Genomic DNA, 24,048 nt, shown 5'->3' on the forward strand with positions numbered 1-24,048 from the left:
GGACGCGGGAAAACCGCTCGCGATCGCTGCGAGTTGGACACCGCCTGGTTCGTCGCCGAAGCGCTACACCGGAGGACGAACGCCCCCCTCCAGGACCTTTTTGCTATGCCCCCACATTCAACATCAACTGTAGAAAGGTCAAGGTCCTCCGATGCCGAAGAAGGCTGAACGTCGCGTCCCCCTCCCGGCCGGCCTCATCCCCCTGCTGAGCCAGAAGGAACTGGAGACCTACTACGGCGTCTCCGACTGGACGGTCCTCCGGTGGATCGAGGCGGGAATGCCCGTCGAGCCGATGCGCGTCACCGGCGGCCAGAAGGCTGCACGCCGTTTCGACTTGACCGAGGTCAAGGCCTGGATGGCCGAGCACGAGCGCTCCACCCAGCTCGTGGCCACCGCCTGACCTTCCCCCGCCGTCGCGCCGCTCGACACCGGCCGCAACGAAAACGGGGCCGCATACAGACCCTGGCCGGTCCGCTGCAGCCCCGCTCGAAATCGCTCACCTCACCACTCAGGAATGAGGTTCACGTGCAAGAGAGTATCCGGACCCTGCACCCCGCGCCCAGCGCGCCGGATGACCCGAGAGTGCCGGCCCCGCCCGTCGATCCGGCGCGCGTCGCGTACCAGCGGGCGTCGGCCCTGGCCACGCGCATCGTCGCCCGGACGACCGTGCTGCCCCGCGCCATAGAGCAGTTCGAGGAGCTCGTCGGCGTCTACAGCATCCGCTTCCACTTCGGCAGCAATCTCGAAGGCGGCCGCGGAGTCCTCGAGATCGCTGCCCTCGCTGACACGCCCGTGCTGCAGGAGCAGTCGGACCCGACCGGCCTGCACGGCGTGTTCGTCGAGACGCGAGCCGCGCTCGGCGGAGTCAACATCATCGCCCGGGCGCTGCTGTCGGTCGACGATGCCGCCCGGCTGCACGGCGACCCTGCCCCGGCCACCTCTGACGAGCGGCCCGCCGCTTCCTCGCCGCCGATGCCGGCGGCCGAGCCCGTACCGCTGGGCGCCAGCGTGATCGCGGTCGTCCCCGTCGTCGCGGCCGCGGACGGCGCGCAGTGAGCCGGGGCCTGCAGCAGCAGCTGCTTGCCCGGCTCGACTCCGCGGCCGCCGCTCTCGACCTGCCGCTGACTCGCGAGCACCTCGAGCGCCTGGCCGTCGAACTCACCCCCGACGTCGCCGCGATGCTCGGCAAGAACGGTGCGACGGTCAGCCGTTTCACGGTCGCTACGAACGCGCTGGCCGAAGACAGCGACGGAGGCGAGCGCCACGTCCGCGAGTTCGCGGGCTGCACGCTGAGCATCCGGTCGGACGTCGCCGAGGACGCTCCCGCCGCGCTCCTGGGTCTCGAGCTGCAGCGCCAGCAGCGCGACGTCCTGGCGCTGGACGTGCCCACGGCGACGAGCCTGGTCGTCACCGTCCGCCCCCGATCGCCGCAGGCCTGGGGCTGGTGGCTCGACAAGTTCGAGGCCACCACCTGCTCGCCGGAGCAGCCGTGCGGCACGACGACCACCGGGCACTACGGCGACATCGCGGTCGAGCTGCGCGGCGAGGGCGTCCCCGACCTCCTCGCCACCAAGAGCGCAGCACGGCTGGGCCCTTTCATGGCCGGCCACCCGTGGTGAGCACCGTGACGAGCACGGCCGAGTGGATCGGCTCCGGCGTCCTCGGCGTCAGCGCACTCGCGCTGGTCGCCGTGGCCGCCCGACTCGGTGCTTCGTCCGCGCACGCCGGTGCTGACCTCGAGCAGGCCGCGTACGTCGCCCGCCGTGACGCCGCGACGCCGCCGCCCGCTCCGGCCCCCGTCCCCTTCGAGATCCCGCCCATGCCCGACCGTCCGCCGGCCGACACCGCCAACGACCAGACCCTCAGCCTCCGCGAGGACGAGGTGAAGGCGTATCGCGCCCGCCACGCAAAGGGACAGCCCGTATGCACCTGATCGAAGACCTGTACCTCGGATGGCAGCCGCTGTCCCACACCGTCGACTGTCCGCGCCCCACTTGGGACGTCGTCGAGGAACGCCGTGACGAGGGCGCCCGCATCGTCTCGACCGGCGCCGAGCAGCACGCCTGCCCCAATGACGTGTGCTCCCACTCCGACACGTTTCGCCGCGTCCAGTTGCGGCTGCTGTGCCGCGACTGCGGAACCGTCCGGACCGTCACCGGCGAGAGCCTCACCCACGTGGTCAGCAGCGTCACGGACAGCGGCTGGGGCCAGGCGCCGACCGAACGGGCTGGCCTGTGGCTGTGGCCCGGACAGCCCGTCATCCAGGGCGGCGAGGCACGCGACTACCTCGTCACCCGCGAGCACGCCGAGACCGTCAGCACCGAGAACCTGCTCGGGATCATCACCCGCTACCGCGACGCCAGCGGCGCACCGCAGTGGATCGCTGGCGCCCTTCCGGACGCGGCCGGCGCGCACCAGGTCCACAGCCTCCGCTGGCGCTACAGCAGCAACGGCCTCGACGACCTGGACGCGGCCGCCGCCTGGATCGCGGCCGCCGAGACTCGCACGCACCGCCCGCTGGTGGTGGCCGTCTGATGCGTGAGCGATCGCAGCGTCCTCGACTGCCCGAGACCAGCGCCCGGCAGCGCCAGACTGCGAAGGCCTGGAACGGCGGGCTCGTCGGTGAGAGCCGCGCGCCTGAGCAGACCGGCGTCGTCCAGACGTGCACGGTCGACGGTTGCGGCAGTCCGGCCACCCGGCGCAGCACCCGGTCCAGCATGGTGAAGGTCCACGGTTCCGCCGACGGCGCGGCGGCGCACTGGTACTGCGTTGACCGCTGTGCCGCGCTCGCCCGGGCCCGGGCCGACCTCCGGGCCATCCCTATGCGCCGCGGCGGTGAGAGCCGATGATCTCCCGCGCCCAGCGCATCGCCGCGGTACTGCGCGACCCGAAGGCCGTACGCGAGCCGCTCGCGGTCGAGTTGCGCGGCACGGTCGTGCAGATGGTCGGCCCTAGTACGTCCCACCCGACGTGGACGGCGACCCCGGAGGTTCTGGCGGCCGCGATCGACAGCGCCCTGCAGAAGGACACCCCGACCGGCACGAGCACCACGCCGCGAGGGACGGAGTTCACTGCCCGCGCCGAGATCCTCGCCGTCCTCGAAGACGCCGGCTACAACGCGGCGGCCGCCGCCGAGCTCCTCGGCCGCGCCCACCGCGAGCCTCGTACCGACCCGCCCGACACCGAGTTCGTCGAGACCCTCGCGGGCGGCCACGCGCTGACGGTCGAGTTCGGCGACTGCGAGTTCATCGGCACCTGCCAGTGCGGCCGCCTCCTCGGCCGCATCACCCAGGCCGGATCCGTCGACCAACTCGCCGGCCTGTGGGAGCGCCACACCACCACCGAACTCCAGGCCCGCCCGAACGGAGCGTCATGACCAATCGCACCCTGCCCCACGACCCCTACATCACCGCCGTCGTCGATGCGCTCATCGCGGCGGGCCTCGAGCCCACTACGGCCGAGACGCGCGACACCGAGGAGAACCGGTTCCACCCGGAGGGCGGCACCGAGCTGGACGCGCTGCTCGAGTGGGGTGCGGACACTTCCAGCAGCCTCAACGTAGACGTCTACGAGCACGGCATCGCACTGCTGTGGGAGCACCCGGCCGAACAGTGGCAGTGGGCGCCCCAGAAACAGCACGGCGAGCTGGTGCACGAGCCCGAGTTCCTGCCATTGCACCGGTGGGCCGACCCGGCCGCGGTGGTCGACGTCGTCCGTGTACTCCTCGCCGGCCTGCCCGTTCCTGGCGGCGAGGACCCTCGGCTGTGGTCCGGATTCGTCGGCGCGAGCGAGGCGGTCACGGCGTGGGCCGAGGAGTGAAGGACGACCCGCAGCGTCCGGAGTGCCGTCACTGGATCGGAGCCGAGCGCCGCCACTGCCGGTCCGGCGAGAACATCCGCGCCTACCTCACCGGCCCCCGCTGCCCCATCCACACGCCCAGCGCCCTCCTCGGGAAGCCCGAGCCGCAACCCGGCCCCGGCCTCCCCACCGGCGCCTGGACGACGCCGAGCCCCATCAGCGATTCCCGTGTCCACGACGCGCAGGCCATCGCCTCCGGCAAACGCCGCTCCCACCCCGGCCAGTACCGCGCCGCGCAGGCCGCCGTCGACCACAGATCGGAACTGAACCTGTGACCACCACCCCGAGCCCCGCAGACCTTGCCCGCCGCGCCCGCCCGGCCGAGGTGAAGCAGACAGCGCCGGCCAACCCGCTCGCCCCGGCGCGCATGAAGTCGGGCGAGCGCTTCAAAGCCCTGTACCAGAGGGGTCTGCAGATGAGCGGCATGCTCCCCGAGGCCCGGCTGGTCGCGCACACGCTGCTCATGTACGCCAACCACCGCACCGGCCGGATCTCCCCCAACTTCCAGCCCAGCCGCGAACAGCTCGCCGAGGACACCGGCCTCGACCCGGCGCGCATCGGCGTGCAGATCGAAGTCCTCCGCCAGCGCGGATGGCTCGCGCTCACGACCATCGCCGAGGGCCCCAGGACCGGTCAGTCGCGGTTCGACATGACGATCCCCTCCCTCTACATCGAGCGCATCCGCGGCCCACGTCACACGGAACGCGCCTCGCTCGGCCAGCCCCGCTGACCTCCCCCAACGTCCGGGCGGGCGCTGTCCACCCGCGCCCGCCCGGCGCCCAACCACCCGAAGAGGGAACGCCCATGGAACTCCGCTTCATCCCACCCGAATCCCCCTTCCGCGCCACGAGGGCGGGCGCCGGCATCGGCACAGGGGAGCTCTGCTCTCACGGCGCCCCGCTGCTGGCACTCCAGTTCTTCAACAACGAGAACGAGAAGGAGGACAGCACCGCCGTTGTCCTGCCCGCGTGCGTCGCCCCTCAGCTGTTCGGCGCAGCGATCGGCCTGATCGGGGCGTCCGGAGGCGTCGAGGCTGCGGAGTCCTTCGTCAGGGAGATGCTCACCGCCGCCAACAAGACGGTCAGCACCGTCGCCGCCCGCGAGGCCGAGCAGGCCGAAGCCGCCACGCACTGCTGCGAGGCCAGCTACCGCACCGGCGGCCGCGAACACACGTGCCGCAGCACCACCGACTCCCCCTCCTGACACCCCACACCGAGGAATCCGATGCCCGCCTCCGCGCACGCAGCCGCTCTGGCTGCCGAGCACCCCGAGCCGCACTCCGCGGCTGCCGGGGCGCTCCCGCGCGGCGGCGGGCAGACCATCAAGGTCCCCCTGCGCCTGGTCGTAGGTGCTCAGTACGCCGATGCGGCCCTGAGCGTCTACGTCAAGATCGCAGCACTGTCCCAGCGCTCCGAAGGCTGCACCGCCAAGGTCGCCGTCATCGCCGAGTACCTCGGCATGAGCAAGTCCGCCGCCGAGCGCGGCCTCGGCCAGCTCGTACGGCCCGACGTCATCGACGGCCTGGTCGAGATCCCCACCGTCCGGCGCACCCTGCCCGGCGGCCGGGGCCAGTCCGCCCACCGCGTCACCCGCGAACTCACCGCCGACGAGCTGTGGGTGCGGATCCCGGTCCGGGCCGCCGAGGCCCTGAGCCCGCGGCTCCTGCGCCTGTACGCGCTCCTCGCCTACGCCACCGCCCGCCGCATCCCGGTGACCGCCGCCGAGCTCGGCGAGCAGCTGTTCCACCACACCGGGCAGCGCGCCGGCGAACACCTCGGCGAGCGCCAGGCCCGCCGTCTCGTCGACGAGCTCGAGGCCACCGGCTGGCTCGCCGTCCACCGCCGCGAGGGCCAGCACGGCCGCCACGCGTACGAGACCCGCCGCCACCCGCTCCGCTCCGTCCCGGCCCCCGCGGCCGCCGCTCCGGCGGTCGACGAGCAGCTCGCGCTGTGGGGTTCGGAGTCACCGGTCATTCATGACGGATCCGGTGCGGGCGATCATGACGGATCCCTCGCGTCTGAGGAAGACCTGCAGACTGACCGACGCATTAAGACGCAGGTGGTGGGGGTTATCCGCCGTAGGCGATCTGACCGTGAGTGGGTCGCGACTCCTGTGGATAACCGCGTGCCGGACTCCTTCGGCCGAGGCAATCGCGTGCTGCGCACGGATGACGAGACCTCGTCCTCGAACCCGGCCACCGGCCGCGCCCCGTACACCGGCCCCGCCCTGCAGCTGTCCCCCCGAATCTGGCGAGTCCTCGAGCCCGTACGGCACGAACTCCCGCAGCTGCGCACCTTCGTGCTCCGACAGGTCGCCCGATCTATCGGCGCCCAGCTCGACACCGGGAGTGCCGAGGACGGCCTCGAGGAACGCCTACGCGACCGGATCACCCGCCGCTACGCAAAGACCACGACGATCCGGGACATGGGCCGCTGGCTCCTCGGCGCGGCCCTGGTCCGCCACGGGTGCGGCCTCGCCTCCTGCGAGTCCGGCACCGTCTGGGAGACCGGCGAGCCGTGCGAGACGTGCATGACCAACGCCGCGATCCGGCGGGCCCGCGCTCAGCGAGAGGCCGAACTCACCGCGAGCGAGCAGCAGCTGGCCGCCGCGCGAGCCCGGCGCCTCGAGCACGACCAGGCCGTCGCCGAGGAGCAGCGGGGCGTGCGGGCGGCCGCCCGGGCGCGCCAGCAGCTGCTCGACGAGCTCGGCCCCGACAACGTTCTGCCCCGCCGTTCGACGGCTCCGGTGGTGGAGCTCCCGCCGCCGGTCCCGTGGCCCGCCCGCGCGACGGCCGCCGAGCGCGCCGCCGCGACCCCCGACGACATCCGTACGGCCATCGCCCGCCACGGGCAGGCCGCCGCCATCCACCTGTACGGCCACGCCCTGGTGCTCCCGCACCTTCCGGCGCTGGACCTGCCCGAGACCGGTAGCTGACCGGAGGACCTATGAAGCTTTCCGATCACAACGTCGCCCAGTGCCCGCAGTGCCAGGCCGATATCCGGTGGGCCATCACCGAGCACGGCCGCCGGCAGCCCATCAACGCCCAGCCGGACGAGGCGGGCAACCTCGCCGCCCACACGAACGGCACGGGCACCCTCAAGGTCCGTGTCCTGACGAAGGAACGCGACCGCCTCGAGGGCACGGAGTGGCGGGCGATGCCGCACGTCGCGACGTGCAGGGGCCCGCGGCCGCCGCGCCCCGTGCACAGGGCGCCTCGGCGTGCAGCGGTCCGCCCGGGCGCCTGGCGGTGGACGCGATGACCGCCCCCGTCGAGTGCATCGACGGCCAGGACGTGCAGCAGGCGGCCGTCCCCGACGAGGACCACTCCACCGGCACGGCCTGGCACGCGCCACGGCTCCACTCGGCCGTCGCGCTGCCGGAGCACATCACGCCCTGCCCGCCGGCGGAGCAGGCCCAGCACCGGGCCGAGCTCGCGGAAGCGATCTCCGGCTTCGCGGTCGGCGTCGCCATCAGCCAGCACCGCGACCGCACTGCATCTCAGGGAGGCACCGATGGGAAGTGACCAGCTCCGCGCTCTCCTCGAGGAGGGCCTGAACAACCGGGCGATCGCCCGCCAGACCGGATGCTCGCTGCGGAAGGTCGCCCAGGCCCGCAAGGACGCGGGCATCCCGCCGGCGCCCCGCAGCTCCTGGGAGCGCCGCCCGCACCCCAAGCAGGACGACATCCGGGCGCTCCTGACCGAGGGACACACCGACACGGCCGTCCGCGAAGCCACCGGCGCAGACGTCAGCACCATCGCCCGCATGCGCCGCGAGGGCGGCTTCGGCCCGGCCACCATCACCCGCAACGGGACCCGGCCGCACCCCCAGCACGCCGCCATCCTCAGGCTGCTCGAACAGCGCAAGTCGACAGCCGCGGTCGCGCGGGAGCTCGGCGTCGATCGTGCCGCCGTCCGCCGCATCCGCCGCGAGGCCGGACTGCCCACCGTCCCCATGCAGCCGCTGACGTTGGAAGAGGCCTGGGCGACGCACACCAAGCCGGTCGACGGAGGCCACATCGAGTGGACAGGGTCACGCGCATCGGGCAGCGGGACACCGGTCATGCGCTACAAGGACGCCGTCTACACGGCGGCCGCGATCGCCTTCCGGCAGCACACCGGCCGGGACCCCGTCGGCCACGCAAAGGCCGAGTGCGGCATGGCGCAGTGCGTCGAGCCGTCCCACATCGAAGACGAGCCCGGCCGCGCCCACATCAGGGAGCAGCTGCGCAACGTCCTCGGCAAGGGGGCGCGCCAACCCTTCTGCCGGCGCGACCACGACCAGGCGGTGCACGGCCGGTACGGACCGAACGGCACCGCGTACTGCCAGGCCTGCCAGGACGTGAAGCGCGGCCGCGTCCCGGAGCCCGCCGGATGAGCGGCGGCGGCCTCGGCTACCGGGAGGACTGGTGGGTCGGCGCGGTCTGCGCGGGCGACCTGGAGCGGTTCTTCCGGTCCTCCACGGTCGCGGCCGCCGCGATCTGCCGGACCTGCCCCGTGCGCGCCGAGTGCCTGTACGACGCGCTCGACGCCGACGCCCCCAACGGCGTCTGGGGCGGCCTCATCCGCTCCGAACGCCGGGCGCTCCCCGAGCTCCCGCCCGAGCGGTCCACGGCAATCCCCCTGCTCCGCGACCTCCTCGCCGACATGGAGCTGGACCCCGCCGAGGACGAACCCGAACCCACCGAGAGGACACCCGAGATGGACAACCCCATCCCCGCCCCGCGCCCGGCCGAGCCCAGCAAGGAGCCGCAGCTCACCATCCCCGCTCTCCTGGTCTGGGCCGCCGACCACGATGACCCCAAGATCCGCAAGGCGGGCGAGCAGGCTCAGACCGCTCTGGACATCCTTCGGGCCCGGCACCGGGCGGACGAGCAGCTGGCGTCCATCGATGAGGAGTCCGCTCGCCTCGAGAAGCGGCTCGCCGAACTCCAGAAGCGCAAGGCCGACATCGCCCCCAAGGCCAAGACGAAGGCGCCGCCCCGGGACTACGACCCCGCCGACGTCCGCGCCTGGGCCGCCACCCAGGGCACCGACGTCCCGCCGCGCGGCCGCGTGCCCAAGAAGGTCCTCGACGACTGGCGCGCGGCCGGCGCACCGGTCCGCGAGCCGTGAGCGCTGAGGTGGAGTGCCAGCTGTGCCACCAGCCCGTGCGCTCCACAGTGGCCCGGGCCCGCCGGATCGGCTCCCGCTGCTGGCGGAAACTCCGCCCCGACCAGCGCGCATCGATCACCGCCCTCACGCGCCGCGGCTGGTCCCTCGGCCCCAACGAAGCCCGCGCCGCCCTCAACCGACCCGCACCCGCCGCCCCCGACCAACTCGCCCTGAACGGAGAGGGGACTCGCATGGCCCGCAGGACTGACCGACAGATCGCTCTCGGCGCCCCGACTCGGATCCAGCGCTCCCGCACCAAGGGCTGGCGCGCGCCGGCTGGTGCCCTCTACGTCGGCCGCGGGAGCCGCTGGGGCAACCCGTACGTCGTCACCCAGCTCGGCCAGGAGCACGCCGTCATCGACAGCCGCACCACCGGCGTCATCTTCAGCAGCGACAGCGAGCCCAAGGCCCGTCGCGTGGCGTGCACCTGGTACCGGGCGTGGCTCTCCAGCCAGCCCGGCCTCCTCGCCGCGGTCCGCCGCCAGCTCGGCGGCCACGACCTCATGTGCTGGTGCCCACTCCCTGAGCCCGGCGACCCAGACCACTGCCACGCTGCCGTGCTCCTCGAGCACGCCAACGACCAGGAGAAGACCCGTGCCTGAACTCCCGCAGCCCGCCCCGCGCACAGCGGAGGAAGCCGCCCACCTCCTCGCCCGCGAAGGCCACCACGTGCACCTCGTCGCCGACGACACGGTGTGCCTCGCCGGACGCTGCGCACTGGACGTGACGCAGCGATGAGCAACCGCGACTGGGGCGACCTTGAGGACTTCGCCCGCCATGAGCGCGCTCTGTCGCGGGACATCGTGTCCGCGCTGAGCCGCAAGGCCGCCGCGTCGGCCGGACAGTGGCCGCCCACCGACGAGATCCAGCCCGAGGAGAAGCACGTGCCCGACCGCGCCGAGTCCCCCACCGAACAGACAGGCCTCCGCCAACGCGTGGCCGATGCCATCCACCACGATCTGAACGCCCGCAGGGTGAGGCGCGACCAGGGCCTCCTCGGCATCGTGCCGCGCCTCACCGACGCGGTGATGGCTGTGCTCGCGTCAGCCCCAGCGACCGAAGCGACCGAGCCTGCGAGCCCCTCTGCCGCGATGACGGGCGCCGGAGTCGTGGTGCGCAGTGAACTGGCAGCGGGCGTGCAGCGCTGCGACGAGGCCGCCGACGTGGTGCGCGACGCCCGGACTCTGCGCGAGCAGATCGCCGGCGCCATCTACGAGAAATGCAACCCCGGCCACCACTGGGCGTCGGCCCACCCCGATGACGTCCTGGCCTACGGGTCAGATGCCGACGCCGCACTCACCGTCGGCCTCCCGCACGGAAAGTTCATGGGCGACCAGCTCCGGCACAGCGAGGCCGTGATCGAGCGCGTCATCCAGCTCAACGAGCAGTGGGTGAAGGCCGGGCCGCCCCCGCTCGGCGCGTCAATGGCCCGCTGGTGGGACGCCCGACTCGTCGAGCTCCACAACGCGATCGTCCCGCCCGGCGACCAGTCCCAGGAGAAGTGAAGATGACGCAGCAACCCCACCAGGAACCGGAGCTGACCGGCCCGGCCGGCAGCGCGTTCCGTGTCCCGGACATCGCCGAGAACCCCGCCGTACTGGAGCAGTGGATCATCACCGCCCGGGACTGGCACCCGATCTGGTACCAGTACCTCCTCGCGCTCATCTCCCTCGCCGACATGCCTGACATGCCGCCCGCCAACCGGCACCGCAAAGGCGTCACTCACGAGCTGGTCGTATTCGCCCTCGACCCGGAGGACGGCCCCCTCCGGCCGGAGACGTTCGTTGACCGCCGGCCCACCGAGTTCGTGCTCACCCCGGCCAACGTCGTCGAGCAGGTCACAACAACCGACGACCAGGCCCGCCACCTCACCCGGCTGTGCGCCAACGCCGTCGTCCACGGCCGGCTCATCCCCGAGACCGGAGACTCACCCGACCACATCCGGGCCATGTGGCGCACGAGCATCAGCCAGACCCTCGACCACTCCCGCGACCCCCATCACGGCCGAGCGAACTGAAAGGGCCACCAGTGACCAGACTTGAGTTCGCGTACAACGCGGGCGCCGTAGCCCTGGCAGGTCTCGGACTCGCGGCCACCATGCAGAACCTGGTGCTCACGGCCGGTGCGCTCTTTCTCGGCGCGGCGGGCTGCATCGGCGGATCCAACCGGGAGCGTCGCGCCCGACAGCCGCGGGCCTGCTGCCAGTTCGGGGCGAGCAGCAGCGGTGTTGCTCACAGCCCCGGCTGCAGGCGAGGGCCGGCGGCGTCGGCCGAGACCGGTTGGGAGCAGCGCCTCGCCCGCACGCGGCCCGTGGTCGAGTGCCCGCCGTCCAGCACCGGCCGGTGCATCGCCTGGGACAAGTGCGTGACCGCCGAAGGTGAATGCGTCGAGGACCGGGGCAGCGCATGAGCGAGCTGACCGTCTACCGGTACGTCTGCCCGTGGTGCACGAAGGGCGACATGGGGCCCAGCACCGGCCGCTGCCTCCACTGCACCGGCACTGGCCTCACCAACGACGTCGCCGGCTGGCCGGCCGCCGAGCTCGTCGAGGCGCCGATCCCGCCCGGAGTGATGCGTAAGGCCTGCCGCGACTGCGCGTTCCGGACCGGCTCCCCCGAGCTCGAGGACGGCGGCCGCCAACTCCCCGACGGCGAACCGTTCTGGTGCCACCACGGCGCCGCGGACGGCTACGCGGGCAGCCACCAGCCCATCGGCTCCTGGCGCCCGCCCGGCCACCCCCGCGACATCCCGCTCGGCGAACTCATCTGCGCCGGCTGGTGGGCGAAAGCCTCCGGGCGCCCCCTGCCCGCCGAGCCCTTCCGCGACCTCGACACGAAGGAGAGCTGATGCCCGACCAGCCTGGCGGCCACAAGCCGACGCGGACACCGCGGCGTACGCCAGCCAACCCGCCGCCACCGCCCCCACCCCAGAAGGCGATCGCGGAACCGGTCCGTATCGAGGACCTGGACGACGACGCACGCCGGCCCTTCCACGGCCTGACCAACGTCGTGGTTATGGACGAGCTCGAGGTCGCCTCCGTCGCGGTGGCGATCCGGGAGCTCCACACGGCTGTGACCGAGTACATGCGGATGGCCGCTCGCGCCATCCGGCCGTTCATGGAGCAGGTCAAGCACACCCACCAGGCCCTCGTGGAAGCCGACTTGATCGATGACAAGGGCAAGGCGACCCGGCCACCGGACCGGCCAGCCTGGCAGTCCAAGTACGGCCCGCCTGCTCGCAGGAGGTCGAGGTGATCCCTCCCGAAGCCACTGCAGGCGAGTCCCTGGCGTACGTCTCCGGTCCTGGTGGCCAGTGGCACGAGGTCGGCTACGCGACGGTCGAGCTCGTACCAGACCTCTCCCTCGGCGGCGAGCAGCATGCAGAGGACGAGCGCGCGTTCCAGGGCTGGCCTCCCAGAGGTCTGCGCCAGTCGCTGACGGCCGTGCTGTCCGACGGCGCGCGCCGGATGTTCCGGGACTTGGCGGAGGAGCTCCACCGTTGCCAGCGGCGCCGGGTCCGACGACTGGCCTACGAGCTGCACATCCCGATCGACGAAGCCTCCCGCTCCTTCGACGCCGTGCAGCGCGTCCTCGAGGCGAACGGAGTGGGCGACGGCTACGGCTGCCTCACCATCGCCCAACCTGTGCGCCCGCCGATCGTCTGGGAGGGACTGTGAGGTTCCTGCTCTCTCGTACGGATCCGGTCCAGCAGATCGCAGCCCACCCCACGACGCTCGCCGAGCTGACCGACCTCCTACGGCAGCACGCCGCTGAACCGGACCGGATCCCCGCCCTGAGTGGCCTCGGTCTGGGCCTGCCTCTCGTACCGGACGACACGCTCGCCCAGGGCGTCGTCCGCCTCCGCCCCACCCCACGACACCGCCTGTTCAGACTGCACCTGCCCCACAAGGTGCTGGACGGGTGGGTGGAAGAGAACGGCCAGGCCGTCGCCGTCGAGGACGTCACGGACTGGATCACCACCCGCGCGCCGAGCACGGACGACCTCGTCCGCGGCTACGGCGACGCACGCATCGAATGGCTCGACGAGGGCCTGCCAGCACAGCACGACCAGTAGGAAGGGACGACGCGCACATGCTCTGCACCCTGTGCAAGGAACACGTCCTGCAGTACGGCACCATCTGCCCCGCCTGCACCCGCGACCTTCAAGACCGCCTCGCCAGCCTGCCCCGCCTCTGGGCATCGCTCGAGCCCTGGCTCATCCCGGCCGGACGCGGCCTCTCCCAGTACGGCGGCCGCACCGCCATGGTCGAGGCCCCGCTCCCCCTCGCCGGAGAGGTCCTCGACCTCCGCTCCGCCGGCGGAATCGTCGGCATCCTCGAGGACTGGCACGACGCCGTACGCATCAGCCGCGACCTCGACACCCAGCCCCGCACCGGCGCCCTCGCTCACCGCGTCACCACCGCGGCGTGGGGCCTGATCCACCACATCTACTACATCGCCCTCTGGGACCAGGCCCCCGTCCTCGGCGCGGAGATCCGCGACCTGATCGACCGCATCCGCCGCGTCGCCGAACCCGAGGAAGAGCGGCCGGAGCGGACGTTGCTGGGCCGGTGCATCGCCGTCGACTTGCTCGGCACCGTGTGCGGATCGGTCCTGTACGCGGACATGAGCAAGCCGGTGCAGTGCGGCTGGTGCCTGTGCGTGTACCCGCCGGACAGCTGGCTGGCGCTGCGAGCTTTCCAGCCCGGCCGGCGCGCGGCCGACGAGGACCCGAACGAGCTCACCGACCACGGCGGGGAGATGATCGCGGCGTGACCCGGGCTCAGTGGCAGGTCACGCGGCTCGTTGCGTCCGCCAGCTCGGCGACAGCCACGGCGGTGAGCATGCTGTGGCTGCGTGAGCAGGGCGAGTTGGGGCGCTCCCTGGTCGCGCTGTTCGGGCTCGTCGCCTGCGTCACGTTCGTGGTCTGGTTCGTACGGCGCAGGAGAGGCGCGGCGTAGCGTGGTCGCGACACGTCGGAGCCCCGCCACCCCACGTCGACTGGGGTGGCGGGGCTCTGGTGCGTCTTGGCTACTCGGCGTCGTCCTTCTTTGCGCCGCGCCGGCGGGTGAGGACGAATCGAACGGCGAGCTCGTACGGCAGGGTTCTGGCGTTCGAGGACTTGCCGTACATGTCCTCTCGGACGGTCCAGTCGGGGTGAGTGCGTGCCGCCTTCCGCAGTCCCTCCGCCGTCATCCTGCGGACATGGCCGTCGGCGACAAGCCGGGCTGCGGCCTGCTCAAACGTCAGCATCGTGTACCTCCCGTCTGGCTCCGCCTGCTCCTCTGGCATGCCCCCATCCTCTCCAAAAGTTGCGAGTCTCGCAACTTTCCTCTACGTTGGACAACGCACAAAGCCCCGGCCGCTTGGTGACACACGCGGTCGGGGCTGCACGAGGACGGGGCCCGGTGGTGACACACCGAGCCCCGCCTCACCCCCGATCCGGTGGTGACACACCAGGCCGGGACAGCCATCCACCTGCTTCACCAGGAGGACGACCTTGCCGAACCTTACCCACCCGGCACTACAGACGGCAGTCACGCCGCCTGCAGCCCTCGACCCGCCCTACGCCGCGCAGATCCTCACCGTCACGGCCTGGGCCCTCGAGCTCGCACCCACGAACCAGCTCACCGAGGCCGGCCTCGACGACGCATTCCGTACCGCGGTCGCCGGCATCGTCGGCCACCTGCCGGCCGTCGTCGCCGAGACCGCCACGCTGAACGCCCGCGCCTACCTCGAGCCGCTCACCGACATCACCCGCGCCGAGTACGCCCTGCGCCTGCGCTCCACCGGCAGGGAGCTGGGATGAGCGAGCGATACGGCCTCCCGGCGTCCCACAACCGGGAGTTACTCCACCGCATGCTCGACGAGATCGCGGACCGCCTCGAGGCGAACAGGCCCGACAACCCGTTCACCGCCACGAGCCGGATCGCGATCATCCAGGCGACGACCATGGACCCGCGGCTCGGCCGTGCCCTGCGCGAGCAGGCGCCCGACGTCACCCGCGAGATGACCCGTCGCCAGTACGCCGCCCAGCTCCGCGAAATCACCGGCGGTGCGGCATGAGCGACAGCGCCAAGCAGTCCGTACCCGTCGCCCTGCAGCCCGCCACGCCCGAGGCCTGCGCCGCCGACTACGCGGCGCGCGACCAGTCCGGTCAGGCCGCTACCCAGCAGGGCTGCGTATCCGCTTCAGCGCAGGACGGCGTTCCCCGCACCGCCGGCGGACGCTGACCCACCCCTGATCGCAGGGCCCCACGCCCGCCCCCGCGCGGGGCCCTGCCTGTCTTTGGAGCCCACGTGTCCTTGGACCAGCCCCTGTCGTGGGCGGTCAGCCACCCCTGGCCGGCCGCTGCCACCATCGGCGTCCTCGTCATCACCCTCGCCGCCCTGTGCACCATCGTCGTCCACAAGACGAGCGGGGCCGTCCTCACCGCGGGCATCGGCGCCCTCGTCTGCACCGCGTACGGCGGCGACACCAGCTGGGCCTTCGCCGAGCACCGCCTCCACATGACCGACACCAGCGAACGCGCCGTCATGTTCGCCGCGGGCGAGGTTGCGCTCATCGCCTGCGCCATCATGGCCCGCGCCAACAAACAGGCCACGGCCGCCGACGACAAGGCCGGCACGCCCGGCGTGCCCGGCGTCCTCGTCTGGATCATCACCGGCGTCCAGGTGATCCCCGCCTTCGCCGAGTCCGGATTCTGGGCGGGTATCGTCCGCGCCACGATCGGCCCCGTCATGGGCGGCCTGCTCTGGCACCTCGCCATGGGCCTCGAGATCCGCGTCGCCAAGCCCGAGGCACTGTCCACCGGGCTGCCCGCACAGATCGGCGCCGAGCTCCGCCAGCGGCTCCTCTCCTACCTCGGCCTCGCCGACCGCGGCCGCACCGCCATCGACATCAGCCGCGACCGCGCCATGGCCCGCGCCGTACGCCTCGCCGCACGCCGGCACCGCGGCTGGTGGGGACGCGCCGCCCTCAAAGCCAGCGTCGCCCGCTCTGGTGCCGCAATCGACGGCAGCCGTCGCCACGCACTCCTGCAGCAAGTCGCCGCCCGGCGCACCGCCGGCGAGCTCGCGACCGTACCCGTCACCTCGCCCTGGGTCCTGCAGCCCGCGCTGGAGCCGCACCCCGCCACCGCACTCGGCGTCACCGGAGCCGAGCTGCGCCGGATGCACCCGATGGATGCGATCCAGGCCGTCCACGATGCGCACCCGGAGGTAACCCCGGCGGAGCTCGCCGCACTCACGACCGAGTACGGCGTGTCCGTCACCGAGGGCCTGGTCCGTATCGCCCTGCACCCCTCGGCTGCGGCTGCAGCGGCGGATGCGCAGCCACCCATCCTCGCCGTGCAGCCGGAGCCGCCCACGGCTGCACTCGAGCCCGCCCCGCCCGTCGTGCAACCCGGCACGGACGAGGCCGCGTTCGATTCCGCAGCCGCATCCGCAATCGCCCTGACCAAGTCCGTCGACACCGCTGCGCAGCCGCAGCCGGATGCGGGCGGAGAAACCGACAGTGCGGATGCGGCAGCGCAGTCCGGCCGCGTCCTCATCCTGGACCTGGCCCCGACGCAGCAGCCACACCCGGACGTGTGCGCGCCCGCCGACCCGGCTGCGCAACCGACTGCACCGCAGGCCACCCCGGCTGCACCGCCCGTGCAGCCGCCCGCACCTGAGCCCGTTGCGCAGCCGCCCGTGCAGCTGCGCGTCCCGGCTGCGGATGCGCAACTCCTCGAACACGCCCTCGCCCTGAACGAGAAGTCCCTTGCCGAGGACCGCAGACGTGCGCCGCTGCGCCTGCTGCAGACCGAACTCGGGATCGGCCAGCGCCGCGCCCAGCGCATCCAGGCGCAGCTCCCCGACACCCTCCCGGATGCGGCTGCGCAGCCGCCCGCAGCGAAGGAAGCCCACCGATGACCGGCCTCGTCCACACCCTGCTGCTCGCCGCCCTACTCGCGTTCCTCGCCTCCCGCCTTGGCGTGTGGGTGCGCATCCGCAGCTGGCTGCGCACCCGCCACACCGGCGCGGGCGCATCCGCAGCCGCCCGCGCCCGCCAGTTGCGCACCCCCGCCGTACGGATCGCGGGCCTGCTCAACATCCCCACCCAGCGCGGCCGCCAGGCCCAACGCTGGGAGGCCGGCGCTGCAGGGGAGCGCCGCACCGCCGAACGGCTGCGCACCCTCGAGCGCGAAGGCTGGACCGTCCTCCACGACCGAGCCCTGCCCCGCAGCCGCGCGAACCTCGACCACCTCGTCATCAGCCCCACCGGCCGCGTCTACCTGCCCGACACCAAGCGGTACTCGTCCCAGTGGCCGCTCACCGTGGCCAACGGCCGCCTGTACCACGGCGACCGCGACGTCACCCAGCGCCTGGACGGTCTCTACTACGAGACCCGGGAGACGGCCAGCATCCTGGGCGTCCCCGTCATGCCGTTGGTCGTGATGGACGGACCGCCGATGCCCGAGAACGGCCTCTCGCTCGACGGGCTGCGCATCATCCCGGCCCACCGGCTGCGCGAGGAGCTCCGCGCCGTCGACCGCGCGTGCAGCCTCCCGCACCGGTCGCCTTCCGCTCTCGCCCACACTGCCCGCCGCGAGCTGCCCGCGTACACGCAAGGAGCACGCCGATGACGACCCCAGATCAGGATGAGATGCGCATCCGCAGCATCCTCCACACGATCGCTGGCGGCCCCGACGCTGCAGTCGCACCCACGGATCCGGTCACGGCTGCAGCTGCTGCAGCCGTCGCGCAGCCGCAGCACAACCCCGCGCCCGCAGCCGACTGGTGGGACGACCTCTACGCGGACGACGCGCAGCCCGCAGCCCGTGCGCAGGATGCGCAGCCTGCAGCCGACGCAGGGGATGCGCAGCCGCGCGGCCGCCGACGGATGCGCATCCCGCCGTGGTGGTCCGGTCAGTCCGCCGACCTCAGCGCACCCACCCCCGAGCCCGGCGAGGACGACGACGGCAGCGAACTCCCCGAGGACGCCGAGGCCGACGACGAGGACCAGGACCAGGACGAGGCGGCTGCGCAGCCCGACGGACCAGACGCGGATGCGGATGCGCAGCCCGTCAGGAAGCCGGGGCCGGCGCGGCCCAAGCGGCGGCGCCCGGCTGCGCGCTCGCGCACTCGCAGCCGGAGGCAGAGCGCGGATGCGCCGCGCGCACTCGTCGACTCACCGCCGACGCGCCGCTCGCTCCTCGACGCATACGACGCCATCCCGCCGCGCATCCGTTGGCTGGCCGTCCACCTCAGTGCAGCCGCAGCCGGATACGCACTCGGCTGGGTCAACTGGGCCACCCGCAGCACCGCGTGGATCGCCGACCACGGCGCACTCACGCCGACCGCCCTGTTCCTGTACGGCGTGGCTGTCCTCTGCGAGTGCCTGCGCTACCGCACCCGCAGCTGGCGCCTACTCGCCCGTTGGTGCTGCGCGGTCCCTATCGCCTCGATCGTCATCGGCGCCGCTTTGTACGGCACGGACTGGATGGAACTGGAGCTCCCGCTGTGAACGTGTTCGGCAACCTGGGCACGGCCGGCGTGGCCGCAGCCCTCACCGCCCTGATGCTGTTCGGCATCCCGGGCGGCGGCAAGCTCAAGCCGCTCGGCTGGTGGACCACGGTCCTCGTCGCCATGATCGCGGGCAGCGCCTACAAGGCCGCGGGCGGCATGTGGAAGATCGTTCCAGACTTCATCGGCAGCCTGATCGACTTCACACAGGGGTTCGTCAAGGGCATCACCATGCCCGCCATCGCACTGTGCCTCCTGATCTTCATGCTGTTCAAGAAGCTGTCGACCAAGCAGGTCGGCGTGACCGCGCTGATCTTCTTCTACGTCGCCTCAGGGGCCGGCGGGAACTGGTCCATCATCGCGGACGCCATCGAGAATGCCCGGACGAACCTCCAGTGAGCCACTTCAGCCTGCGCAAGCAGACCACCGACCCGGAGCCCGCGGCCACCGAGGAGCTCGAGGACACCGAGGCCGTCGAGGAGGAGCCCGTAGACGAGCCGGCTGCGGGCAAGAGCGGCAAGAAGACAGCCGAAATCCCTTCGCTGCCACGCGCCGTGTTCATCGCGGTCCGCGACTGGCTGACCTGGTGCAGCAGCCTCATCGGCACCACAGCCACCTACGTCGGGCACGTCGTCGCCGTCTGGGCCTGCGCCTACTACGACAGCCTCTGGATCCTCTACGGCGTGACGATCGGCCTGACCTTCGCCGTCGGCGCGTTCCTCCCCGCCGCCTCCGTCGACCGGACGGTCACCCGCCTGGAGCAGCTCCGCAACCGCCCGGCCAAGGCTCCGGCACAACCCACTAGGACCCCGGCGCAACCGGCTGCCGCGCCCCCCGACACGGCTCCCGTCGACCCCCTGATCGACCTCCTGTGGAGGCTCATCGGGGATGCCCCCGGAGTGCACCTCAAGACCCTCACGGAGACCCTCGCCGCCACCCAGCAGGGGAGCGGTGAAGCGCCCTCCCGGGCGGCCGTCGAGGCCGCCCTCAGCGCCCGCCACATCACCCTGCGCCCGTCCGTCCGGGACACCCGGGACAAGGTCAACCGCGGGGTCCACCGGGACGACCTGAAAGCCGCTCTCCTACCCCCTGCTCCGGCCGCGCCCCCGGGCCCGTAGCAAACCCCGTAGCAACGCCCTGAGCTGCGTTGTAGCAGCCACCGCTACAGCCGTAGCAACCCGTAGTAGCAGCCCCCCGACCCCCTCGGAGCCCCCGATGCCGCACCGCTACACCTGCCACCAGTGCCGCACCGTCGCCCCCCGCAGACGTGCCCACATCGAGGACGCCGAGGACGACCAGCAGGCCCACCGCGACGCCGCCCACGGCGGCCACGCACCCATCGACGGCGACGGCATCCGCCGCGTCCACAGCGACCGCCGCGGCGACAGCATCCTGCCCCGCCACACCCTCGCCGCCGCCCTCGTACTCCTCGCCCTGGTCCTCGCCAACTGCTGGGGCCGCTGACCACCAGAACGGAGACCGCCGTGGACTTCATCCGCTACCGCGTCGAGGACGAGGACGGCACCTTCCTCGACGAGTTCAGGACCAACGCGCCGGACTTCGCCGAGTGGCGGATCGGCCGCATCCGCAAGCACCGGCCGAACCTCACCGTCACCGAGACGCTGGCGAACGACGACTGACCACACAAGCCCCGGGGCGGGCCGCCCCGACTGCCAAGAAGACGCGGCCCGCCCCGGCCCACCCATCCCGAACACGAGACAGGAGCACCCTCATCATGGGCGTCTTCAGCCGATCGACACAGCCCGAGACCAGCAAGCTGCAGGAGGTCGTCGCCGCACTTCCGGCGAAGGTCGCGGACTGGACCCCCGACCAGCGAGCCCAGTTCGCCACCCAGTCCGACCGCGCCGCCTACGAACAGGTCTCCGACACTCCCAAGAAGCGGCGCTGATCCCACGGCTACAACACGAGGCCCCGCCGCACGCCGCGGCGGGGCCTCCACGTGCGCCCCACCCACCCCATGACGCACCATGGGCCCATGGAGTACGCATCCCTGCCCCCCGGCCAACTCACCACCAAGCAGGCCGCCATGGCCTGCGGCGTGAAGCCGGACACCATCCGCGACTGGGTACGCCGCGGCATCCTCGAACGGTGCGGCGGCTCACCGCGGCGCCCCATCTTCCGCGTCGAGGACGTCATGGCCGCCAAGGTCGCCCCCAAGCCCCGCCAGCGCGACACCGCCTGACCCCCGCCCCACGCGTTCCCCCTCCAACTCGCCTGCTGCTGCGCCACCATGGGACGGAACCGCGACACAGGAGGGGGCCGGCACATGTTCGGCAGCAAGAAGACGCCCGAGGAGAAAGCCGCTGCAGCACGGCAGCGCCAGATCGCCGCTGCAGCTGCAGGAGCAGGAGTTGCGATCCTGGGAGGCACGGTCCGCGTGCCCAACCAGCCGCGCATCCCCATCGAGGGCGCCCGGGTCACCATCGAGGCCGGCGAGACCGCCCGCAAGCGGATCACGGCCACCCGCGTCGCCCTGATCGGGATCTTCGCCATCTGGGCCAAGAAGGACATGAGCCAGCTGTTCATCACCATCGAGCACGACGACGGCATCGTCCTGGTCCCGGTCCCCGCGAAGAAGGAAGCGCAGGCCCGGATCTTCGCCACCATGGTCAACGGCGCGCCCACCGAGGTCATCAAGACCGACCCGCCCGCCGCGTAGCCCGTAGCGCCGAAGGCCCCGCCGCGTGCGGGGCCTTCGCCATGGTCGCCGCGCCAGGGTCAACAACGGCTTGACGTGCAGCGATAGATGGGCCACGATCTTCCCGCACACCCATGTCCGAAAACGGACTCAGATACTGGCATTGATCAAGGCCCCAGAGACCTGACTCCCGGGCCTTTTTTGATGCCCTGGCACCCGCCCGCGCGTAGGCCAGGACCTGGGGAGGTCTGCGGCCGAGCTTGGGGCGAGCCGCAGGCCTGCGCCGCGGCGGGTGCCGCCCAACACCCCTGCTGCGAGGAGTCCGCCGTGAGTTTCGTGTTCAACGTCGCCCTCGGCCGAGTCGGCTACTACGCCGGCCTGCCCGCCGCGAATGACGGCCTGGTCGCCATCGCCCTCGAGGCGTCCGGCCTCGAGACCGACGCCGTCCTCCGGGACAAGGCGACTTTCGCGGCCGTCGTCGCCGGCACGACCAACGAACAGACCACGCTGCCCCGGAAGCCGCTCACGAACGTCACGGCCACGGTCGACAACGCCAATGACCGGCTGAACCTGGACTGCGACGACGTCACCTGGGCAGGCCCGGGCGGCAACGCGGTCGGCGCGATCGTCCTGGCCTACGACCCCGACACCACCACGGGCACAGACGCGGACCTGATCCCGCTCTCCCTGCACACCGTCACGTGGAGCCCAGGCGACGGCATCGACACCACCTGGACGATCGCGGATTTCCTGCGCTCGAGCTCCACCACCTGACCCGTCCCCCGGGGAGGCCCACGCCATGGCGCGGATGTACACGTGCGGATTCGAACTCGCCAGCGCGGCCGCCCTCATGGAGTGGCAGGACTCCAACGGCTCCCCGGCCATCTCCCAGACGATCCACCGCGCCGGCACCGCCTCGCTGCGCATCACCCCGGCCGCCGCCACCCAGTACATCGAGCACCAGCTCACCAGCGGCGTGGTCCAGCGGACCTTCCACCGGTTCTACCTGTACATCACGGCGCTGCCCGCCGCGGACTGCAATCTGTACGGCATCGGCCAGTCCGGGTACTTCCCCGGCGTCCTCCGGCTCACCAGCACCGGCCAACTGCAGCTCCGCGACAACCAGGCCGCCGTCAACCTCGGCTCCCCGACCGCCGCCCTGTCCCTGAACCGCTGGTACCGCGTCGAGCTCGACTTCACCGACGTCGCCGGCACCCTCACCGCCGGAGTCAGCGCCTTCCGCGGCTACCTCGACGGCGTCCAGTTCGCCGACACCCTGTGCACGAACATCAACGGCTTCAGCCGCTTCAGGGTCGGCGCGATCCAGTCGGCGACCGCGATGGACATCTGCATCGACGACATCGCCGTCAACGACAACACCGGCACCGCCCAGAACGGCCTCCCCGGCCCCGGCTCGGTCGTCCACCTCCACCCGGCAGGCGCCGGCGACAACAACACCTGGACCGGCACAGGCGGCACCGCCGGAGCAGCGAACAACTGGACCCGCGTCAACGACACCCCGCCCGACGACGCCACGACGTACAACGAGCTGACCGCGACCGGCACCACCTCCGCCGACGACTTCACCCTCTCCTCGGCGGCCGCGGCCGGCATCGGCGCCAGCGACCCCATCACCCTCGTCGCCGTCGGCGCCCGCATCGGCTCCACCGCCACCACCACAGCGAGCATCGTGACCCGCCTCAAGGGCCAGGCGGGCGGCACGCTCCTCGAGTCGGCGTCCACCAGCGTCGCCGTCACCGGCTGGCAGACCCACAAAGCCGCCGTACCGCGCCTCTACGGGCTCACCGCCTACACCAACCCCCAGACGAGCGCGGCCTGGACGAGGACAGCGCTCGGGACCGCCCAGATCGGCTACCGCGGCAACGTCTCCCAGTCCACCTCCCGCCGCGTCTCCAACCTCTGGGCGCTGGTCGAGTTCATCCCCACGGAGAGCCAGACCCTCGCGCTCCCCACCGTCGCCGAGACCTCCGCCGCGCAGCTCCTGGCCGGCCACAAGGCCAACACACCGCCTGCGGCCGCCGAGACGACCACCGCGCGCCCGCTGACCGGTCACAAGACGATGGCGCTGCCCACGGTCGTCGAGACGACCTCCGCGAGGCCTCCCGGAGCCCGGAAACAGCGCTCTCTCAGCCCTGCGGGCGAGTTGACGGCCGTCCAGAGCCTCGGACGGTCGAAAAACGGGTCCCTCCAGACCCTCAGCGAGGCCAACACCGCCCAACCGCTCACCGGACACCGCTACGGAGCCCTCCCGAGAGCCCAAGAGACCTCCGCAGCACTCGACTTGGCCCCCCGCAAGGCCCGGGCGCTCCCGCAGGCCTCCGAAACGACCTCCACGAGCCTCCCGAGCGTCTCCAAGGCCTCCCCGCTGCCCACCGTGGCCTCCCAGGACGCCGTACAGGCCCTCACCGCCCTCAAGGCCTCCCCGCTGCCCCGTACGGGCGAGACCACCACCCCCCAGGCCTTCATCCCGTCCGGCGGACTCCCCACCGCCTACGAGACGACCACCGCACGCCCCCTCACCGGGCACAAGACCCTCGTCCTGCCCATCGCCTACGAGACCAGCACCGCACGGCCGCTCAGCAGCACCAAGACGGCCCTCCTGGCCCCCGTGGACGAGACCGCGACCGCCCAGGACCTCGTACCGCTCAAGACCGGCCCCCTACCCGTCGTCCACGAGGCCACCACCGCCCTACCCCTCACCCAGGGCACGCCCACCGAGCCCGACGAGGCCGAGTACGAGGTAGGCCAGCCCTTCACCACCTGGACGGCAGGCCAGCCCTACCCGGGTAGGACAGCAGGCCAGCCCTACACCACCTGGGAGACCGGACAGCCATGGTGACCACACGCACGC

General features: G+C 72.1%; 43 protein-coding genes and 1 pseudogene. 43 read left to right on the plus strand and 1 reads right to left on the minus strand.

Annotated features, from left to right (window positions below; genetic code table 11):
• Positions 1-151: 151 nt before the first annotated feature.
• From B0675_RS02050 to B0675_RS02175, 28 genes and pseudogenes are all read left to right on the plus strand, one after another.
• Complete coding sequence (locus B0675_RS02050; protein ID WP_081217008.1) at positions 152-400, plus strand: hypothetical protein; 249 nt, start codon at positions 152-154, stop codon at positions 398-400.
• A gap of 125 nt (positions 401-525) precedes the next feature.
• Positions 526-1,056: a hypothetical protein gene (locus tag B0675_RS02055; RefSeq protein WP_143661046.1), complete on the plus strand. Its 531-nt coding sequence runs from the start codon at positions 526-528 to the stop codon at positions 1,054-1,056.
• On the plus strand, positions 1,053-1,619 hold the full coding sequence (locus B0675_RS02060; protein WP_081217010.1) for a hypothetical protein: 567 nt from the start codon (positions 1,053-1,055) through the stop codon (positions 1,617-1,619). Before B0675_RS02055 ends, B0675_RS02060 begins: the two co-directional genes overlap by 4 nt.
• Before the next feature lie 5 nt (positions 1,620-1,624).
• A complete protein-coding gene (locus B0675_RS02065; RefSeq protein ID WP_081217011.1) occupies positions 1,625-1,933 on the plus strand; it encodes a hypothetical protein in 309 nt (102 codons plus the stop codon).
• Complete coding sequence (locus B0675_RS02070; RefSeq protein ID WP_081217012.1) at positions 1,924-2,535, plus strand: hypothetical protein; 612 nt, start codon at positions 1,924-1,926, stop codon at positions 2,533-2,535. Before B0675_RS02065 ends, B0675_RS02070 begins: the two co-directional genes overlap by 10 nt.
• A complete protein-coding gene (locus B0675_RS02075) occupies positions 2,535-2,849 on the plus strand; it encodes a hypothetical protein (RefSeq protein WP_081217013.1) in 315 nt (104 codons plus the stop codon). Before B0675_RS02070 ends, B0675_RS02075 begins: the two co-directional genes overlap by 1 nt.
• Positions 2,846-3,376 (plus strand): hypothetical protein, encoded by a 531-nt coding sequence (locus tag B0675_RS02080; RefSeq protein ID WP_081217014.1) that lies wholly within the window; start codon positions 2,846-2,848, stop codon positions 3,374-3,376. Before B0675_RS02075 ends, B0675_RS02080 begins: the two co-directional genes overlap by 4 nt.
• A complete protein-coding gene (locus B0675_RS02085; RefSeq protein WP_081217015.1) occupies positions 3,373-3,819 on the plus strand; it encodes a hypothetical protein in 447 nt (148 codons plus the stop codon). Before B0675_RS02080 ends, B0675_RS02085 begins: the two co-directional genes overlap by 4 nt.
• A complete protein-coding gene (locus tag B0675_RS02090) occupies positions 3,804-4,133 on the plus strand; it encodes a hypothetical protein (RefSeq protein WP_143661047.1) in 330 nt (109 codons plus the stop codon). The genes B0675_RS02085 and B0675_RS02090 overlap by 16 nt, the downstream gene beginning before the upstream one ends.
• A complete protein-coding gene (locus B0675_RS02095) occupies positions 4,130-4,588 on the plus strand; it encodes a hypothetical protein (RefSeq protein WP_081217017.1) in 459 nt (152 codons plus the stop codon). Before B0675_RS02090 ends, B0675_RS02095 begins: the two co-directional genes overlap by 4 nt.
• 74 nt (positions 4,589-4,662) lie before the next feature.
• Positions 4,663-5,061, plus strand: coding sequence for a hypothetical protein (locus B0675_RS02100; protein ID WP_081217018.1), 399 nt, complete (start codon positions 4,663-4,665; stop codon positions 5,059-5,061).
• 21 nt (positions 5,062-5,082) lie between these two features.
• Entirely contained in the window at positions 5,083-6,792 is a 1,710-nt protein-coding gene (locus B0675_RS02105) for a hypothetical protein (RefSeq protein ID WP_081217019.1), read from the plus strand.
• A gap of 11 nt (positions 6,793-6,803) precedes the next feature.
• Positions 6,804-7,118, plus strand: a complete 315-nt coding sequence (locus B0675_RS02110; protein WP_081217020.1) for a hypothetical protein — start codon at positions 6,804-6,806, stop codon at positions 7,116-7,118.
• Complete coding sequence (locus B0675_RS02115) at positions 7,115-7,381, plus strand: hypothetical protein (protein ID WP_081217021.1); 267 nt, start codon at positions 7,115-7,117, stop codon at positions 7,379-7,381. The genes B0675_RS02110 and B0675_RS02115 overlap by 4 nt, the downstream gene beginning before the upstream one ends.
• Positions 7,371-8,234 (plus strand): helix-turn-helix domain-containing protein, encoded by an 864-nt coding sequence (locus B0675_RS02120; RefSeq protein WP_241539676.1) that lies wholly within the window; start codon positions 7,371-7,373, stop codon positions 8,232-8,234. Before B0675_RS02115 ends, B0675_RS02120 begins: the two co-directional genes overlap by 11 nt.
• A pseudogene (locus B0675_RS41830) lies at positions 8,231-8,443 on the plus strand (WhiB family transcriptional regulator); the annotation flags it as partial. The gene B0675_RS02120 and the pseudogene B0675_RS41830, both read left to right, overlap by 4 nt.
• Positions 8,444-8,557: 114 nt before the next feature.
• Positions 8,558-8,971: a histone-like nucleoid-structuring protein Lsr2 gene (locus B0675_RS41835; protein ID WP_241539887.1), complete on the plus strand. Its 414-nt coding sequence runs from the start codon at positions 8,558-8,560 to the stop codon at positions 8,969-8,971.
• On the plus strand, positions 8,968-9,612 hold the full coding sequence (locus tag B0675_RS41840; RefSeq protein WP_241539677.1) for a DUF4326 domain-containing protein: 645 nt from the start codon (positions 8,968-8,970) through the stop codon (positions 9,610-9,612). The genes B0675_RS41835 and B0675_RS41840 overlap by 4 nt, the downstream gene beginning before the upstream one ends.
• Entirely contained in the window at positions 9,605-9,748 is a 144-nt protein-coding gene (locus B0675_RS41235) for a hypothetical protein (RefSeq protein WP_179165220.1), read from the plus strand. Before B0675_RS41840 ends, B0675_RS41235 begins: the two co-directional genes overlap by 8 nt.
• Positions 9,745-10,515, plus strand: coding sequence for a hypothetical protein (locus tag B0675_RS02135; RefSeq protein ID WP_081217023.1), 771 nt, complete (start codon positions 9,745-9,747; stop codon positions 10,513-10,515). The genes B0675_RS41235 and B0675_RS02135 overlap by 4 nt, the downstream gene beginning before the upstream one ends.
• Before the next feature lie 2 nt (positions 10,516-10,517).
• Entirely contained in the window at positions 10,518-11,027 is a 510-nt protein-coding gene (locus tag B0675_RS02140) for a hypothetical protein (protein ID WP_081217024.1), read from the plus strand.
• Positions 11,028-11,038: 11 nt separating this feature from the next.
• Entirely contained in the window at positions 11,039-11,419 is a 381-nt protein-coding gene (locus B0675_RS02145) for a hypothetical protein (protein WP_081217025.1), read from the plus strand.
• On the plus strand, positions 11,416-11,856 hold the full coding sequence (locus B0675_RS02150) for a hypothetical protein (protein WP_081217026.1): 441 nt from the start codon (positions 11,416-11,418) through the stop codon (positions 11,854-11,856). Before B0675_RS02145 ends, B0675_RS02150 begins: the two co-directional genes overlap by 4 nt.
• A complete protein-coding gene (locus tag B0675_RS02155; protein WP_081217027.1) occupies positions 11,856-12,263 on the plus strand; it encodes a hypothetical protein in 408 nt (135 codons plus the stop codon). Before B0675_RS02150 ends, B0675_RS02155 begins: the two co-directional genes overlap by 1 nt.
• On the plus strand, positions 12,260-12,685 hold the full coding sequence (locus B0675_RS02160; protein ID WP_081217028.1) for a hypothetical protein: 426 nt from the start codon (positions 12,260-12,262) through the stop codon (positions 12,683-12,685). Before B0675_RS02155 ends, B0675_RS02160 begins: the two co-directional genes overlap by 4 nt.
• On the plus strand, positions 12,682-13,083 hold the full coding sequence (locus B0675_RS02165; RefSeq protein WP_081217029.1) for a hypothetical protein: 402 nt from the start codon (positions 12,682-12,684) through the stop codon (positions 13,081-13,083). The genes B0675_RS02160 and B0675_RS02165 overlap by 4 nt, the downstream gene beginning before the upstream one ends.
• 17 nt (positions 13,084-13,100) lie before the next feature.
• Positions 13,101-13,784 carry a hypothetical protein gene (locus B0675_RS02170; protein ID WP_081217030.1) on the plus strand — a complete coding sequence of 228 codons (684 nt, stop codon included), beginning with the start codon at positions 13,101-13,103 and terminating at the stop codon, positions 13,782-13,784.
• Entirely contained in the window at positions 13,781-13,969 is a 189-nt protein-coding gene (locus B0675_RS02175) for a hypothetical protein (protein ID WP_081217031.1), read from the plus strand. Before B0675_RS02170 ends, B0675_RS02175 begins: the two co-directional genes overlap by 4 nt.
• 70 nt (positions 13,970-14,039) lie before the next feature.
• Here the strand turns inward: B0675_RS02175 and B0675_RS02180 are convergent, their stop codons facing one another.
• Positions 14,040-14,261, minus strand: a complete 222-nt coding sequence (locus B0675_RS02180) for a hypothetical protein (protein ID WP_143661048.1) — start codon at positions 14,259-14,261, stop codon at positions 14,040-14,042.
• Between the two features lie 247 nt (positions 14,262-14,508).
• Between B0675_RS02180 and B0675_RS02185 the strand changes: the two genes are divergently transcribed.
• From B0675_RS02185 to B0675_RS41260, 15 genes are all read left to right on the plus strand, one after another.
• A complete protein-coding gene (locus B0675_RS02185) occupies positions 14,509-14,817 on the plus strand; it encodes a hypothetical protein (RefSeq protein WP_081217033.1) in 309 nt (102 codons plus the stop codon).
• Positions 14,814-15,074 carry a hypothetical protein gene (locus tag B0675_RS02190; protein ID WP_081217034.1) on the plus strand — a complete coding sequence of 87 codons (261 nt, stop codon included), beginning with the start codon at positions 14,814-14,816 and terminating at the stop codon, positions 15,072-15,074. Before B0675_RS02185 ends, B0675_RS02190 begins: the two co-directional genes overlap by 4 nt.
• Positions 15,071-15,241: a hypothetical protein gene (locus B0675_RS41240; protein ID WP_179165221.1), complete on the plus strand. Its 171-nt coding sequence runs from the start codon at positions 15,071-15,073 to the stop codon at positions 15,239-15,241. The genes B0675_RS02190 and B0675_RS41240 overlap by 4 nt, the downstream gene beginning before the upstream one ends.
• 66 nt (positions 15,242-15,307) lie before the next feature.
• Positions 15,308-16,924 carry a hypothetical protein gene (locus tag B0675_RS02195; protein ID WP_081217035.1) on the plus strand — a complete coding sequence of 539 codons (1,617 nt, stop codon included), beginning with the start codon at positions 15,308-15,310 and terminating at the stop codon, positions 16,922-16,924.
• Positions 16,921-17,637 (plus strand): nuclease-related domain-containing protein, encoded by a 717-nt coding sequence (locus B0675_RS02200; RefSeq protein ID WP_081217036.1) that lies wholly within the window; start codon positions 16,921-16,923, stop codon positions 17,635-17,637. The genes B0675_RS02195 and B0675_RS02200 overlap by 4 nt, the downstream gene beginning before the upstream one ends.
• The gene (locus B0675_RS02205; protein WP_081217037.1) at positions 17,634-18,518 is read left to right on the plus strand and encodes a hypothetical protein; all 885 of its coding nucleotides are present in this window, start codon (positions 17,634-17,636) and stop codon (positions 18,516-18,518) included. Before B0675_RS02200 ends, B0675_RS02205 begins: the two co-directional genes overlap by 4 nt.
• Positions 18,515-18,916, plus strand: coding sequence for a hypothetical protein (locus tag B0675_RS02210; RefSeq protein WP_081217038.1), 402 nt, complete (start codon positions 18,515-18,517; stop codon positions 18,914-18,916). Before B0675_RS02205 ends, B0675_RS02210 begins: the two co-directional genes overlap by 4 nt.
• Positions 18,913-19,635, plus strand: a complete 723-nt coding sequence (locus B0675_RS02215; RefSeq protein ID WP_081217039.1) for a hypothetical protein — start codon at positions 18,913-18,915, stop codon at positions 19,633-19,635. Before B0675_RS02210 ends, B0675_RS02215 begins: the two co-directional genes overlap by 4 nt.
• Positions 19,636-19,732: 97 nt before the next feature.
• The gene (locus B0675_RS41245) at positions 19,733-19,981 is read left to right on the plus strand and encodes a hypothetical protein (protein ID WP_081217040.1); all 249 of its coding nucleotides are present in this window, start codon (positions 19,733-19,735) and stop codon (positions 19,979-19,981) included.
• Between the two features lie 20 nt (positions 19,982-20,001).
• Complete coding sequence (locus B0675_RS41250; RefSeq protein ID WP_179165222.1) at positions 20,002-20,157, plus strand: hypothetical protein; 156 nt, start codon at positions 20,002-20,004, stop codon at positions 20,155-20,157.
• 95 nt (positions 20,158-20,252) lie between these two features.
• On the plus strand, positions 20,253-20,426 hold the full coding sequence (locus tag B0675_RS41255; RefSeq protein ID WP_179165223.1) for a hypothetical protein: 174 nt from the start codon (positions 20,253-20,255) through the stop codon (positions 20,424-20,426).
• A gap of 87 nt (positions 20,427-20,513) precedes the next feature.
• On the plus strand, positions 20,514-20,720 hold the full coding sequence (locus tag B0675_RS02225; RefSeq protein WP_081217041.1) for a helix-turn-helix domain-containing protein: 207 nt from the start codon (positions 20,514-20,516) through the stop codon (positions 20,718-20,720).
• Between the two features lie 84 nt (positions 20,721-20,804).
• A complete protein-coding gene (locus B0675_RS02230) occupies positions 20,805-21,197 on the plus strand; it encodes a hypothetical protein (RefSeq protein WP_081217042.1) in 393 nt (130 codons plus the stop codon).
• 306 nt (positions 21,198-21,503) lie between these two features.
• The gene (locus B0675_RS02235; protein ID WP_081217043.1) at positions 21,504-21,950 is read left to right on the plus strand and encodes a hypothetical protein; all 447 of its coding nucleotides are present in this window, start codon (positions 21,504-21,506) and stop codon (positions 21,948-21,950) included.
• Between the two features lie 25 nt (positions 21,951-21,975).
• Positions 21,976-24,036 (plus strand): hypothetical protein, encoded by a 2,061-nt coding sequence (locus B0675_RS41260; protein ID WP_179165224.1) that lies wholly within the window; start codon positions 21,976-21,978, stop codon positions 24,034-24,036.
• Positions 24,037-24,048 lie beyond the last annotated feature (12 nt).

It is taken from the genome of Streptomyces sp. M41(2017) (assembly GCF_002078175.1).
Classification (GTDB): Bacteria; Actinomycetota; Actinomycetes; order Streptomycetales; family Streptomycetaceae; genus Streptomyces.